We start from the raw sequence: 14832 nt of genomic DNA, 5'->3' as shown, positions 1-14832 counted from the left end.
ACGCATGGATGACATTGTGGTTATGGATCCCCCAAAGATGCGACACGCTGAAGAGGCGCGCACGGACCTTGTCTTGCTCAAGATCGGAGAGCACTGGCTGGAGGAATCGGCTGACGACGGGACATTGCGCGTCGTAGCGAGCCCCACGCAGGGAAGCCTCTTCGTCGTCGAAGCGGCCGATGGAGGCTATCGGCTCCGGGCGTGCGGCAGTGCAAGGCCCCTCATGACGGACGGGGGAGTGCCCGCGCTCGGCGAGCCCACCGCCGAACGGGGGCCCGTGTTCTCTCTGCCGATGACCGAATGGAAACCTTCGGAAGGGCCTCACACTCCGGAGTGCGCGGTTTCCGCATCGGTAAGCCTGGCGACGGCCGGCGACCTCGCCGGCTACAGGATCGCTCCAGAAATGTTCTGGGACGATAAAGAGCATAAACAATTGATCGAGGATGCCTTCGCCACCGTGATGCGGTTCCCCGACGACAAGGCGGGGGTGAAGCGCGTGAAGGCGCTCTGGAGCAACCCGGACTTCAAGGCGGGCGTACTTCAAGGTCTGCATGATGCCGATTACGAGTGGCAGTACATCAACCTCAAGACATACGCATCGCACTTCTTCGATCCCGACACCAAGCAGAACTGGCTGCCGCTGCTGTTCCCGAGCCAGACGGCGTACTCCGAGACTCTCCGCTTCGCTCTGGACGCGGCCAATCTCGCAGGCAACATCGCCAATGGCGGGCGCAATGCCGCTCCGGACACTTCATCGAACCTCGGCGCTGAAAGCCTCGACGCACAAATGCGCGACACCGTATCGGCGCCGTCGTCGGTTCCGAGCACCGCCCATGGCCAGTGCGGATTCAAGCTCGGTCTGGCGTTGCACTACTTCTCGGATCTCACCCAACCAATGCACGCCGCCAACATCGTCAACGCCGTGTGGGCGGATGACTGGCGCCATCGTGGCTTCGAGAAAAGGGCAGACGAGCGTGGTCCGGCCTTCAGGATCGATCCCAGCCGGGTGTCGTGGGCGGACGTCGATCCGGGCGCGATGCAATACCTCGCGCAGCTGGTGATGCAGGTGGCTGCCAACTCGAAGAGGATCTACAAGCAAAAGGTCGAGCCGGTCATGGCGAGCAAGGTCCGTGAAGTCTTGACAGCCAAGGGGACCGCCATCGTTTATGACAACGCCACATGGGGACTGGAAGCCGATCCGATCTTGCGGGAGGCGATTCCCGCCGGGCAGCTCGCGATCACCAAGTTCCTGGTGATGTGGAGTCGGATGAGCGCGTTCCACGGGTCCGACGCGGTGTATTGGCCGCGAAAAAAACCATGGAGCGATCACGCCCCGTTCTTCTTCAGCTTCCGGGGAAGAACCTATATCGTCTATGTCGATACGTACCAGGGAAAGAACGACGTTTATGTTCAACCCTACGACAACCCGGAGGTCAGCGCCAAGCAAATCGTTTCGGGCGTGAAGGGCGTGCCGTCCGTGGTCGAATTCGAGGGGCGTCTCGTGATGGCGTTCGCCAAAGGGGACGCCGTTCAGTGTCTCGCATCGATCGACGCGCAGAACTGGACCGCCGCGCCTGCTCCCGCATATGCGCAGATCTCGCAGCACAGCCGGCCGGCGTTGTGCGTCCACGAGGGTCGGATGTTCATGGTGTGGGTGAACTCCGGACACAGCCTGTTCTGGTCCACACTGTCAGCCGGAAAAACCTCCTGGGCGAATCCCCAGCAGATGTCGGGCAAAGCGGCGAGCTATTCGCCGACGCTGGCGGTCTTCAACGGCCGGCTCCATGCCGCCTGGACAGGGAAGGGCAAGACTGACTGGGTCTTCTACGCGCGTTATGAAAATGAGGCTTGGTCCAGCCAGGAAAGCCTCGAGGCCGCGGTCGTCAAGAGCAATTCGGGCCCCGCGCTGATCGCGGTGGACGGCCTGCTCTTTGCCTTCTACCGCAGGCCGGGCGACGATCGAATCTGCTTCTCCAGCACGACGGACGGACGCGTGTGGGACGGCGGGCGCCTCTATCCGATGCCCGGCGAATACACGACGGAAAGCGACATGGTCCCTTCGCCGCTCCCCGGAGAGACCTTCGTGGGATGGAGTCGAGGCTATACCTTCATTGACGGTTACCGGGTATCGCATCGCCTGATGTGCGCCCGCGTGGGTTCGCAGCGGTCGTACGTCGAGATTCCCGACGGATCCCTGGTGCAGGCGTTCGGGCGCCCCGAGATCTACGTGGTTTGCGGCTACGCCAAGTTTCACATTCCGAGCAGCGCCGCCTTCACCAAAATGAAGCTCAACGCTTGGGACGTTCGGCGCGAACCGATCGAGGTCGTCAACGCCCTGACGTCGAACCCGACCGACGGGTCGCTGCTCCGGGAGTACACCGACCCGAGGGTCTGGTTCATGGCGGCCGGTGCCAGGCTGCACGTCGAGAATTCCCGGGAATTGGATCAGCTTGCGACCGGAAGGGCGACCCGGTACACCTCCATCCCCGACGGCACGGTTGGTACGGTCCCCGAGAAGTTCCAGAGAGAGAGCGTGGCGATCAAGGTCTCCGTGAATCCCGGACAGCCCCTGAAGGACGTTCCGCTTCGCGGATGGAAAATCTTCAACCTGGTCCGGATCCACGGCGAGGTCAAACGCAGCCCCGTCGATATCTCCAGGATGAATGACGAAGACCTTCGCCAGCTGGTCGCGGTTGCGCTCATCGCGCCTCAGTCAGCCCTGCGCACGTCCGAGGTTCAGTGAGATGTTTCAAGAACAAAGGGCCACCCGGTCTAACGTGATTGTTCATCGGCCTGCAAGTCCACCAGCGCCCGGTACAACTGCTCGGGTGAGATCGGCTTGTGCAGCAGTGGAATACCGCTGGCCAGGGCTTCGCGCAGGCGCTCCGGGGCCGTGTCTCCGGTGATGATGAGGGCGGGTGTATGACGGCCCTCCTGCCGATGCAAATGATGACGCAATTCCGTGATGGCGTGAGCCCCGGTGCGCGGCCCTCGCAGCCGATAGTCGCTGATGATGCAGGCAGGGGAATTTTGCAGCGCCAGCGGCAGGGCTTCCTCCAGGGATTCGGCGTTGTCGCTGGGGCAGCCCCAGCTTTGCAGCAGGTGCACCATGGCGCTGCGCACGGCGGCATCGTCGTCGATCACCAGTACCCGCATGGGTTGCAACTGCGGACCCTTTTGCAATGGGGGTGGCACGGGTGCTACCGACAGGGGTAGCTCCAGCCGGAACACGCTGCCCCGCTCGGGCTTGGATGACAGCGTGAGCCCATGGCCCATCGACTTCGCCAGCCCGTCGGCAATCGCCAGGCCAAGCCCCAGGCCCTTGTGCCGGTCGCGTTCAGGGTTGCCCAGTTGGTGAAACTCCCGAAAGATGGCTTGCTGGTCGGCCGGTGCAATGCCGATGCCGGTGTCCCACACCTCGATGCTCACGGTGTGCCGGCGTTTTCGGCAGGCAACCAGCAGGCCGCCGCGCTGGGTATAGCGGATGGCATTGGAGACCAGGTTGCGCACCACCATGCCGACCAGGATGGCATCGGATTGCACGACAAGCCGGGTTTCCCGCGAGCGGTAGACCAGCCCCTTGGCATCGGCCAGCGGAGCGAAGTCGTTCTCGATCTGGTACAGCAGGTCTTGCAGGAGAAAGGGTTGTATCTGGGGCTGCACCACGCCGGCCTCGATGCGCGAAAAGTCCAGCAGGGTGTTGAGCATGTCGCTGGAGGCGCGCCAAGCCGACCGGGTGCTGACCAGCACCTCACTTTGATACGTCGACAGCGGGGTGCGTGACAGCACGTCCAGAAACAGGCCCTGGGCATGGATGGGTTGGCGCAAGTCGTGGCTGGCGGCGGCCAGGAAACGCGACTTGGCCAGGTTGGCCTGCTCGGCCGCTTCTTTCTGGACATGCAGGCGTTCGGCCAGGTCGGCAATCTGGAAGCGAGCCCGCAGCGATTCGGTCAGCTTGTCGTTGAGCGTCCGGGCAAAGCGCACCGCCAGCAGCGAATAGGCAAAGATCGTCAGGCCGACGGCCTGGTACAAGCGCCCGCCAAGCAAAAAGTTGCCCGCGACGGCACTCACCGCGCAGGGCAGGAAAAAGCCATGGAAGGTCGGCAGATGGATCGTCTGCGAGATCAGCGAACTCGAGACCATGCCGGCCAGCATGAGGGTGACGAGCAAGCGGTGCTCGATGTCGCCGTATTGGAGCAAGCACAGGGCACCGCCACCCCACAGCAGCCCCGAGGCGAGCGACAGAACCGTATGCAGATGAATGCGGCGGCTCACCTGCGCTTGTGCAACGGTCTGGTGCCGCAGCCACCACCAGCATGCCAGGCGCACCAACGCATGCCCGAGCAGCAACCCGCTCCACACCAGCAGCACGGCCAAGGGAAGAACCTCGTGCATCACCCACAGCAATGCAGTGGCCACCAACAGGCTGCCAAGGACGATGAACGGCACGTTGCTCTGCAACGTGATGAACTGGTGCAGCTGGATCTGGGATTCGGCCTTGGAAGACAGGGGCGCAGGAGCGGGAGGCGGGTTCATTGAGGCAGTCTTCGGAAACTACCGGAGCCTGAGTTGTTTCACGTTGAGGATTTGCCTGCGCAGCGCCCCGCTGCGCAAGTCCTGTTAACCAATCAGCCCGTTTTGGCGTGCCGCAAACGTGGCCTGTGAGCGGCTGTTGACTCCCAGCAGGCCCAACACCGCTTGCACATGCCCGCGCACGGTGAACTCCGACACCTGCAGGCGCCGGGCAATGAGCTTGTTGGGCAGACCCTCGCACAGCAGATCCAGCACCTCGCACTGACGAGGGGTCAGTCGGGGCACGCTGGGCTTTGTCGGGGCGCTGTTGGCGAGGGGTGGTTGCTGCAGATGCGCCAGGGTGTGGCGAATCACCGCAATGATCTTGTCCGGGGTGTCGCCCTTGGAAACGAAAGCCGCCGCGCCGCGTGCCAGAGCCTGGGCGATGGTGTCCGGCGTCGCGATGGAGGACAGCATCACCACCGGCACCTGTGGCCAGCGCTGCCGAAGCAGCCACAGCCCCTCCAGTCCGTTGACACCCTGCAGCTGGATGTCGAGCAGTACCAGCGCGGGGGGCTCGTCCGTCGTGCGCACGGCTTGTTCCAGGGAGGCTGCCTCCAATACCTCGACGTCGGCCATGCCCTGCAGCAAAACCAGACGCAGACCGGAGCGGAAAAGCGCGTGATCGTCTATGAGCAGCAAACGCGAGAGTGACATTCTCAAATTAAAACATCGGTTGCAAAAAGTTTCAATCAGTCAATATTGACTATATGCGAGCCGTTTCGCCCTGTGCACCATGCGTTTTTTTTAAGCAAGCAACAGGGGCTATTTCTCCATGAACCACGCCTACCGCCTCGTCTGGAGCGAAGCCGCCCACCGCGACGTTCCTGCCCCCGAGACCGCGAAGGGACGCGGCAAGTCGTCGGGCCGCAGCGCCGCCGTGGTGGCGCTCTGTGCGGTGCTGCTGGCCGGCGGCGCGTGGGCTGGCCCCAGCGGCGGCAGCGTGAGCGCCGGCAGCGGCAGCATCAGCCAGAGTGGCGCCACCACCACCATCACCCAGGCCAGCCAGAACCTGGCCATCAACTGGGCCAGCTTCGGCATCGCCGCTGGAGAGCGCGTCAACTTCGTGCAGCCCGGTGCCAGCGCCATCGCGCTGAACCGCGTCATCGGCTCGGAGCGCTCGGTCATCAACGGCACCCTGAGCGCCAACGGCCAGGTGTGGATCCTCAACCCCAACGGCGTGCTGTTCGGCAACACTGCCAGCGTCAACGTGGGCGGCCTGGTGGCCTCCACCCTCTCCCTGAGCGATGCCGACTTCCTGGCCGGCAAGCGCAGCTTCAGCGCCAATGGAAGCCAGGGCAGCGTCGTCAACCAGGGCAGCCTGAGCGGCGGCTATGTCGCGTTGCTCGGCAAGCAGGCCAGCAACAGCGGCACCATCACCACGGCCAACGGGACGGCGGCACTGGCCGCGGGCGACAAGGTCACGCTGGACTTCAGCGGCAATCGGCTGCTGAGCGTGCAGGTGGATGAGGGCACCCTGAACGCCCTGGCCGAGAACAAGGGCCTGATCCGCGCCGACAACGGCATGGTGATCCTCACGGCCAGCGCCAAGGACGCGCTGCTGGCCACGGTGGTCAACAACGAGGGCGTGATCGAGGCCAAGGGCATCGACAGCAGCGGCGGCACTATCCTGTTGCTGGGCGGCTTCAACGGCGGCACCGTCAAGGTGGCGGGCACGCTGGACGCATCGGCCAGTGGCGCGCACGACGGCGGCTTCATCGAGACCAGCGGCGCGCATGTGCAGGTGGCGGGCGGGGCCAGGATCAGCACGCTGTCCGACGCGGGCAAGACCGGTACCTGGCTGGTCGACCCGACGGACTTCACCATCAGCGCCGGCAGCGGCAGCCAGGCCACGAGCGGCATCGGCGCCGACACGCTGTCGGCCAACCTGGCGACCACCAGCGTCACGCTCGCCACCGACGCCAGCACGGGCACGGACAGCGGCGACATCAACGTGAACGCGGCGGTGAGCTGGAGCGCCAACACCACGCTGACGCTGAACGCCTACAACGACATCAACATCAATGCGCCGATCACGGCCACGGGCACGTCCGCCGGCCTGGTGCTGAACCACGGCAACTACGCCAGCACGGGAACGGTCACCAGCGGCACCGACTACAACGTGAAGGCGCCCATCACCCTGAGCGGCGCCAGCGCCACGCTGGGCATCAACGGCACGGCCTACACGCTGCTGCACAGTATGGCCGCGATCGATGCTATCGACAGCACCGGCCTGAGCGGCAACTACGCGCTGGCGCAGGACCTGGATGCCGGCGGCACCACCTACACCAGCGCGCTGGTGGGCTCGACCAGCTTCGTCTTCGGCGGCCGCTTTGCCGGCCTGGGCCACACGATCTCGAACCTGACCATCAGCGCCGGCAGCGCCAACAATGTGGGCCTGATCGCGCAAAACTTCGGCACCCTCCGTGATCTGGGCCTGGTCGGCGGCAGTGTGTCGGGCGGCGACCGCGTCGGTTCACTGGTGGGCTTCAACGGCAGCAGCGGCAGCATCAGCAACGCCTATGCCACCGGCAGCGTTTCAGGAGACGACTACGTCGGCGGCCTGGCAGGCTACAACGGCGTCGGCGGCAGCATCAGCAACGCCTATGCCGCCGGCAGCGTTTCGGGGACTGGCGACTTCATCGGCGGGCTGGTGAGCGTGAATTACGGCACGATCAGCGACGCCCATGCCACAGGCAGCGTTGCGGGAACCAGCAGCTGGGTCGGCGGGCTGGTGGGCGTGAACGCGGGCAGCGGCATCATCAGCAACGCCTATGCCACCGGCAGTGTTTCGGCGGCGGCCGGCAATTACGTCGGCGGGCTGGTGGGCCTGAACGACGGCGGCACGATCAGCGGCGCCTATGCCACCGGCAACGTCCTGGCAACCGGCGGCTTCGTCGGCGGGCTGGTCGGCTACAACAACGGCAGCATCAACAACGCCTACTGGGACAGCACCACCACGGGCCAAGGCGCCGCGGTGGGCACGAACAGCGGCACGGTCACCAACGTCAGCGCCGTCACCAGCAGCACCGCCTACAGCCACGGCAGCTACGCCAACCTGGGCACCTGGACCGAAACGGTTTCGGGCTCCGGCGTCTGGGTGGCCAAGGACGGCAGCGGCAACCCGCAGTGGGTGATGGTCGAAGGCGCGACCCGCCCCTTCCTGTACAGCGAGTACTCCACCAGCATCCGCAACGCCCACCAGCTGCAGCTGATGGCCTACAACCTCTCCGCCAGCTACAGCCTGGCCGCCGATATCGATGCCAGCGAAGCCGCCGGCTCCAACCCCAGCGGCATGTGGACCACGGCGGGCTTCTCGCCGGTGGGCAATGGCACGGTGGCGTTCAGCGGCAGCCTGGACGGCCAAAGCCACACCATCGCCGACCTGGTGATCGACCGCGGCACGACGTCGAAGGTCGGGCTGTTCGGCCAGGCCGGCAGCAGCAGCGTGATCCAAGGCGTCGGCTTGCTGGGCGGCAGCGTCACCGGCGGCGACGAGGTGGGCAGCCTGGTGGGCCACAACGAAGGCAGCATCAGCAATGCCTACGCCACGGGAACCGTCAGCGGGGCCAACAGTGTGGGCGGCCTGGTGGGCTTCAACTTCGGCGGCAGCATCAGCAATGCCTTTGCCACGGGCGCAGTCAATGGTGCCGGCGACAGGGTGGGTGGCTTGCTGGGATTCGGCTACGCCAGCAGCATCAGCGATGCCTACGCCACGGGTGCCGTCAATGGCGCCGGCAACGATGTCGGCGGCCTGGTGGGCCACAGCGCCGGCAGCAGCGGCAGCATCGGCAATGCCTACGCCACTGGCACCGTCAATGGCACCGGCAACGATGTCGGTGGCCTGGTGGGCTACAACCGCGGCAGCATCAGCAATGCCTACGCCACCGGTGCCGTCACCAGCGCGGGCAACCATGTCGGTGGACTGACGGGTCTTCTCGACCTTGGCAGCATCAGCAATGCATACGCCACGGGCGCTGTCAGCAGTTCCAACGCGGCCGGCGTCGTGGGCGGCCTGGTGGGCTACAACTCCCTCGGCAGCATCAGCGATGCCTACGCCACGGGTAACGTCAGTGGCTCCGGCAACAATGTCGGCGGCCTCGTGGGTCTCAACGACGGCAGCATCGGCGCTTCCCACGCCACGGGGGCTGTCAGCGGGACCACCGCGGTGGGCGGCCTGGTGGGCCACAACAGCGGCAGCATCGGCAGTTCCTACGCCATCGGCACCGCCACGGGCACGAACGATGTGGGTGGCCTGGTGGGCTTCAACTTCGGCAGCAGCATCGACAATGTCTACGCCACGGGCTCCGTCAGCGCATCCAACGACTATGCCGGCGGCCTGGTGGGCCGAAGCGGCGCCGGCAGCATCAGCAATGCGTACGCCACAGGGGCCGTCAGCGCGGCCAATGGTTATGCGGGCGGCCTGATGGGCTGGAATGCCGGGAGCATCCTCAACACCTACGCCACCGGCGCCGTCAGCGGCGCCAGCGATGTGGGGCGCCTGGTGGGCCACAACGCCGGCAACATCACGGCATCGTTCTGGCTCGGTGCGGGCAACACGGGCGTGGGCACCGATGCGGGGTCGGTCGATGCGCTGACACGGGGCCTGAGCATCGGCGAAGCCACCAGCGCCAGCACCTACAGCAACGCCGGCTGGAACATTGCCACCACCGGCGGCACCAGCGCGGTGTGGCGCATCTACGAGGGCGACACCATGCCCTTGCTGCGCAGCTTCCTGACCTCGCTGACCGTCACGGCCGGCAACGTCAGCAAGACCTACGACGGCACGACCAGCTTCAGCAACAGCTACACCCTCGGCGATCCGGGTGCGGACACCAGCCTGATCATGGGCACCGCACGCTACGACACCAGCAGCAAGAACGTGGGCAGCCATGCCATCAACGTCGGCGGCCTGTATTCCAGCCAACAGGGCTACGACCTGATTTCGGCGGGTACGGCAAACATCTCCGCCGCCGCGCTGACGGTCACCGCCAACAACGACAGCCGCGTGGCCGACGGCACCGCCTACAGCGGCGGCAACGGCGTCAGCTACAGCGGCTTCGTCAATGGCGAGACTGGAAGCGTGCTCGGTGGCAGCCTGGTCTATGGCGGCAGCGCTCAGGGAGCCACCGCGGCCGGCAACTACAGCATCGTGGCCAGCGGCCTGAGCTCGGGCAACTACACGCTGAGCTATGTCGACGGCGCGCTGGTGATCAGTGCGGCGGGGGCCGGCCCCGTGCCGTCGAACCCCATTCCGCCAGTCCCCGTACCGCCGGTCCCCGTGCCCTCGGACCCCGCGCCGTCCAACCCCGCTTCCAACCCCGCTCCGCCGACCCCCGTGCCGTTGGTTCTCGTAGCGTCGAACACCAACCCGTCGCTTGGCGATGCGCAGCAGCGCGCACAGGCCAGCCAGGCCGATTTGCCGAAGTTGGCGGCCAGCCCGCCGGAGCCGTTGCGCATCGAACATTGCGGGCTGCGCCTGGACCAACCCGCGACCGACTTCTTCACCCGCAACGAGAACGAGCTTTCATGCATGTCCCGCCTCGAATCCCGCTGAGCCTGCTTTCTGCCGCCCTGGCCCTGGCTTCCACCGTTGCCGTCGGCCAGGTCCGCGCGCCCACGCCGGACGCCGGCCAGGTCCTTCAGGAACCCCGCGCACCCCAGCCCCTGCCCGGCACCGGCACGCCGGCCCTGACCATCGACAAACCCGGCGCCGGCAGCGTGCCCGAGGGCGGCGCCCAGGTCCGCGTGGCGGCCATCCGCTTCAGCGGCAACACCGCCTTCAGCAGCGCCGCCCTGGAAAGCCTGCTGGCCGACGCCATTGGCAAGGAACAGAGCTTCGCCGACCTCACCCGCCTGGCCGCGCGCGTGACGCGCCACTACCGCGAAGCCGGCTACCTGGTCGCCCGGGCCTACCTGCCGGCGCAGGAACTCCAGAGCGGCGTGCTCGACATCGCCGTGCTGGAAGGCATCCTGGGCCAGGTCAGCCTCGCCAACAACGCCGGCCTGAAGGACTCGGCCCTGGCGCCCCTGGGCGCCCTGGCGCTGAACGCGCCGGTGCAGGCCCAGAGCCTGGACCGCGCCCTGCTCACCCTGTCGGACCTGCCGGGCACCCGCGTGCAGTCCACCCTGCGCCCGGGCACCACCGTGGGGGCCTCCGACCTGCTGGTGGAGGTGGACAAGACCCACGCCTTCCAGGGCATGGCCGACATCGACAACTTCGGCAGCACCTACACCGGGCAGTACCGCGTGGGCACCAGCCTGTACTGGAACAACCCGCTGGACCGTGGCGACCAGATGAGCCTGCGGCTGCAGGCCAGCAACACCCGCATGCACTACGCGCGCTTGGGCTACCAGCTGCCGCTGGGCGCGTACGGCACCCGCGTGGGCGTGGCCGTGTCGCACCTGGACTATCGCTTGGGCAAGGACTTCGCAGCATTGAATGCCGACGGCAAGGCCGACACCGTGAGCCTGTATGTGCGCCACCCGCTGCTGCGCAGCCTGGACCACAACTGGTATGCCCAGCTCCAGTTGGACGCCAAGAATCTGCGCGACACCGTGGGCAGCACCGCCACCACCTTGGTGCACCAGCTGCGCAACGTGGTGCTGGGGCTGAACGGCGACTGGCAGGATGCACTGGGCGGCGGTGGCGGTGCCAGCAACAGCCTGGCCGTGCAGCTGACCACCGGCCAGCTGCGGCTGGACGACGACAGCCTGGCGCAGGACGCGGCCAGCACCCGAAGCGCCGGGCACTTCAGCAAGCTGAACTACCAGCTGCAGCGCGTGCAGGCCCTGCGCCCCCAGTGGTCGCTGGCCCTGAACCTGAGCGGCCAGTTGGCCGACCGGAATCTGGCCTCGGCGGAGAAGTTCAGCCTGGGCGGCAGCAACGGGGTGCGCGCCTATGCGCAGGGCGAGGCCCTGGGGGATGCGGGCTGGCTGGCCAGTGCGGCGCTGCGCTGGCAGCCGGCGCCGGGCTGGCAGTTGCAGGCGTTCTACGACGCGGGCGGCGTGCAGCTGAACCACCGCGCATGGAGCGGCAGCGGCAGCACCGGCAACCGGGCGCATCTGGCCGGCGCCGGCCTGGGCGTGGGCTGGGCGACGGAGAAGCTGGCGTTCTCGCTTACCTCGGCCTGGGCCACCGAGGGCCGGGTCAGCGATGGCCGCCGCGGTGGGGCGCGGTTGTGGGCGCAGGCGACTGTGGCGTTCTGAATCGCTGCGGCTTCTTCGTCCGTCAATGCTCGATGCGGGGGGCGGTGCGCCGCTTTCTCTATCTGACCATCTGAGCCTGGATTTCGCCGATCGCTGACGTGTGATTGGAGCAATGCCTGGCGCAACAGATTCATGCGCGCCAGTGTGCAGTCCGCAGAGCAAGCGGCATGGCCGAGGTGCGGCCGCGCCTGTCAGACGCCGCCCCTGGTTGTAGGGCTTAAGGCCTACATCTCGGCACGACATTCGGGCAGTGGCGCCTGGATACGGGGGCAGTTACTTTGTGATTGTTCTGACTGACTGGTAATTCAAGTCAGGCAGCCGAAGTTGCGACAGATCTTCTGTCCCCCACATGCCGGCAACCGGAGAATCGAATGCCTCTTTTGTTCTTGCTCAGGCTGCAGCATGAGCAGCTCCCGGTCCGAGTTGCCTCTCCGGAGGAGCTCCGGCATGTCTCGGTGCTTCTGGCGACAGGGTTGATTGAGGCCGAAATCCTGGCTCCCAAGTCGACGGCGCGATACGCGGCGTCCCGCGTGGCCACGGTGGTTCGCATCACCGAGGCCGGGCGTGCCGAGATCGCGAAGATGGTCGATGTGCCGGAGCCTGCGAAAACCGCGGTGCAATTTGCCCGGGGGTTGCGGTTGATGATGTGACGCGGGATCCCGCGGGTCTGCGGGCCCAGCCAAATCCTGTGCACCTCGGGGCACAATCGGCCCTGACATGAGCACCATTGCCGAACCGTCGTTCCCCACTCCGCATGCCGGGCCGCGAATCCGCGTGCTGATCGCCGACGACCAGGCACTGATCCGCCGCGGCATGGCCATGCTGCTGGGCGCCGCGCCGGACATCGAGGTCGTCGGCCAGGCGGCCGACGGCGTGGAAGCCGTGGAGCTGGCCCGCCGCCTGCTGCCCGACGTGGTGTTGATGGATCTGCACATGCCGCGCAAGGGCGGCGTGCTCGCGACCCGCGAGATCTCGGCCGCCTTGCCGCACACGCGCGTGATGGTGCTGACCACCTTCGACCGCGACGACCTCGTCTTCGACGCGGTGCGTGCCGGCGCCCAGGCCTATCTGCTCAAGGACGCATCGGAAGAAGAGGTGCTGGACACGGTGCGGGCAGTGCATCGCGGCGAGTCACGGCTGACGCCGCAGATCGCGCGCAAGGTGATGGACCAGTTCCGGCTGCTGGCCGATCGCGTCGCGCAGGAGCCGCTACCCCCGCCGGCGCTGGATGCCCGCCCTGCGGCGCCGGCCGATGTGCCCAGCCTGTTGTCGCAGCCGGATGCGACCAAGCCGCTGACCGACCGTGAGGCCGCCGTGCTCGAACTGATTGCCAAGGGCTACGGCAATCGCCAGATTGCCACGGCGCTCAACCTGGCCGAGGGAACGGCAAAGAACCACGTCAGCCGGATTATGCAAAAGCTTCACGCGAACACCCGCACCGAACTGGCGGTGCTGGTGCTCAAGAAGTAAGGCGCGGCGCCCGACGCGCCTTTGGCGTCTCCCAAATGCGAAACGCACCCGAGAGCCCGGCAAAGCCGGCTCCACGGGTGCGCGGGGGGGGCAGTGGACTCAGGTCATCAGGCCGTGCGGCCCGCGGGCGACAGGCCGCCCGGCATCGCGAGGTCAGGCGCCGGCGAAGGCGCATACGACGCATTGCTGGCCGTGTGCCTTGCCAGCATCGGCCGCAGCGCGACGATCGCCAGGAAGGCGGCGAACAGGTCGAGGCCCGCCACGGTATAGAGCACGGTCGACCAGGTGCCGGTGGCCTCCATCATCAGGTTGCCGAGCGGCACGAACAGCGCGCCGATGCCCTTGGCGCAGTACAGCACGCCGTAGATCTTGCCGATGTGCTTGGTGCCGAAGGCGTCGCCCGCGAGTGCCGAGAACAGCGAATACACCTCGCCCCAAGCCAGGAAGACCACGCCCGACAGGATGAGGAAGGCCCACGGGTTGTGGCCGAAGTAGCCCAGCGCGATGATGCCGATGCCTTCCAGCGTGAAGGCGATCACCATCGTCTTCTCGCGGCCGATGTGGTCGGAGATCCAGCCGAACAGCGGACGCGAGATGCCGTTCATGACGCGGTCGAGCATCAGCGCGAGCGGCAGTGCGGCCATGGTGACGAAGTACAGGTCGACCTTGAAGTTCTTCACACCCAGGTCCTGTGCGATCACGCCCAGTTGCGCCACGGCCATCATGCCGCCGGTGACCACGCACGAGAACATCAGGATCATCAGCCAGAACAGCGGCGTGCGAAGCGCTTCGCCCAGCGTGTAGTCGCGCCGGCTCTGCGCGACCTTGGCCGAGCCGCGTACCTCGTTGCCCTTGGGCTGGCGCAGGAACCAGGCAGCGGCAAAGGCGAGCGAGCCCTGCAGCAAACCGAAGAACAGGAAGGCCTCCTGGAACCCGGACGATTCGATCATCGCGGCGATCGGCAGGATGGTGGCGGCCGAGCCGGCGCCGTAGCCACCGGCCGTCAGGCCCACCGCCAGGCCGCGGCGGTCGGGGAACCACTTGAGCGCGTTGTTGATGCAGGTGGCGTAGATCGAGCCCACGCCAATGCCGCCGACGGCCGCGCCGATGTAGAAGCCCATCAGCGTCGTGGCCTGCGAGTTGATGACCCAGGCCGCGCCGATGAAGAGCGCACCAAAGGCCACGATCAGGCGCGGTCCGAACTTGTCGATGAAGTAGCCCTCGATCGGCGCGAGCCAGGTCTGCACCAGCACGAAGATGGTGAAGGCGACCTGGATCGACGCACGCTCCCAGCCGAACTGGCCCTGGATTTCCGGCACGAACAGGGTCCACGCGTACTGGATGTTGGCCGTGGCGATCATGCAGACGATGCCGACCACCAGCTGCAGCCAGCGGTTGTCGATCAATCGCGGCGGCACGCCGGATGAGATGTATGTCGGGGATGTGGGGTTCATTCGCTTCGTCTCCATTCGTTATCGCGCCGATCGCGTCGCGGCACGTTGCAGGGTTGGGAATCAGTCGCGCTGGGGGCACGGATCGCGATGGGTGCAACTGTTGCCGCAAACCGCCGCCGGCGCGCCT

General features: G+C 66.3%; 8 protein-coding genes. 5 read left to right on the top strand and 3 right to left on the bottom strand.

Annotated elements, in window-relative coordinates; genetic code table 11:
* Positions 1 to 4 precede the first annotated feature (4 nt).
* Positions 5 to 2743: a hypothetical protein gene (locus ABIC94_RS06335; protein WP_354372182.1), complete on the top strand. Its 2739-nt coding sequence runs from the start codon at positions 5 to 7 to the stop codon at positions 2741 to 2743.
* Positions 2744 to 2772: 29 nt separating this feature from the next.
* Here ABIC94_RS06335 and ABIC94_RS06330 read toward each other — a convergent pair whose 3' ends face one another.
* Positions 2773 to 4536 carry an ATP-binding response regulator gene (locus ABIC94_RS06330; RefSeq protein WP_354372181.1) on the bottom strand — a complete coding sequence of 588 codons (1764 nt, stop codon included), beginning with the start codon at positions 4534 to 4536 and terminating at the stop codon, positions 2773 to 2775.
* Positions 4537 to 4620: 84 nt separating this feature from the next.
* Positions 4621 to 5214, bottom strand: a complete 594-nt coding sequence (locus ABIC94_RS06325) for a response regulator transcription factor (RefSeq protein ID WP_354372180.1) — start codon at positions 5212 to 5214, stop codon at positions 4621 to 4623.
* 133 nt (positions 5215 to 5347) lie between these two features.
* Between ABIC94_RS06325 and ABIC94_RS06320 the strand changes: the two genes are divergently transcribed.
* From ABIC94_RS06320 to ABIC94_RS06305, 4 genes are all read left to right on the top strand, one after another.
* Positions 5348 to 10129 carry a GLUG motif-containing protein gene (locus tag ABIC94_RS06320; RefSeq protein WP_354372179.1) on the top strand — a complete coding sequence of 1594 codons (4782 nt, stop codon included), beginning with the start codon at positions 5348 to 5350 and terminating at the stop codon, positions 10127 to 10129.
* Positions 10102 to 11781 (top strand): ShlB/FhaC/HecB family hemolysin secretion/activation protein, encoded by a 1680-nt coding sequence (locus ABIC94_RS06315; protein ID WP_354372178.1) that lies wholly within the window; start codon positions 10102 to 10104, stop codon positions 11779 to 11781. Before ABIC94_RS06320 ends, ABIC94_RS06315 begins: the two co-directional genes overlap by 28 nt.
* Positions 11782 to 12152: 371 nt before the next feature.
* A complete protein-coding gene (locus tag ABIC94_RS06310; protein WP_354372176.1) occupies positions 12153 to 12431 on the top strand; it encodes a hypothetical protein in 279 nt (92 codons plus the stop codon).
* 67 nt (positions 12432 to 12498) lie between these two features.
* Entirely contained in the window at positions 12499 to 13251 is a 753-nt protein-coding gene (locus tag ABIC94_RS06305; protein ID WP_354372174.1) for a response regulator transcription factor, read from the top strand.
* Positions 13252 to 13358: 107 nt separating this feature from the next.
* Here ABIC94_RS06305 and oxlT read toward each other — a convergent pair whose 3' ends face one another.
* On the bottom strand, positions 13359 to 14705 hold the full coding sequence (oxlT, locus tag ABIC94_RS06300) for an oxalate/formate MFS antiporter (protein ID WP_354372173.1): 1347 nt from the start codon (positions 14703 to 14705) through the stop codon (positions 13359 to 13361).
* Between the last annotated feature and the right edge of the window lie 127 nt (positions 14706 to 14832).

Origin of the sequence: Variovorax paradoxus (genome assembly GCF_040544635.1) — a bacterium.
Taxonomy (GTDB): domain Bacteria; phylum Pseudomonadota; class Gammaproteobacteria; order Burkholderiales; family Burkholderiaceae_C; genus Variovorax; species Variovorax paradoxus_R.
The sequence above is the reverse complement of the archived record's forward strand: the minus strand, read 5'-3'. Positions and strand labels throughout refer to the sequence as shown.

What these genes read in the sequence shown, in the direction of transcription:
- ABIC94_RS06305 (WP_354372174.1), top strand. Translation starts at nt 12,499, where the DNA reads ATGAGCACCATTGCCGAACCGTCGTTCCCCACTCCGCATGCCGGGCCG.
- ABIC94_RS06310 (WP_354372176.1), top strand. Translation starts at nt 12,153, where the DNA reads ATGCCTCTTTTGTTCTTGCTCAGGCTGCAGCATGAGCAGCTCCCGGTC.
- ABIC94_RS06330 (WP_354372181.1), bottom strand. Translation starts at nt 4,536, where the DNA reads ATGAACCCGCCTCCCGCTCCTGCGCCCCTGTCTTCCAAGGCCGAATCC.
- ABIC94_RS06315 (WP_354372178.1), top strand. Translation starts at nt 10,102, where the DNA reads ATGCATGTCCCGCCTCGAATCCCGCTGAGCCTGCTTTCTGCCGCCCTG.
- ABIC94_RS06320 (WP_354372179.1), top strand. Translation starts at nt 5,348, where the DNA reads ATGAACCACGCCTACCGCCTCGTCTGGAGCGAAGCCGCCCACCGCGAC.
- ABIC94_RS06335 (WP_354372182.1), top strand. Translation starts at nt 5, where the DNA reads ATGGATGACATTGTGGTTATGGATCCCCCAAAGATGCGACACGCTGAA.
- oxlT (WP_354372173.1), bottom strand. Translation starts at nt 14,705, where the DNA reads ATGAACCCCACATCCCCGACATACATCTCATCCGGCGTGCCGCCGCGA.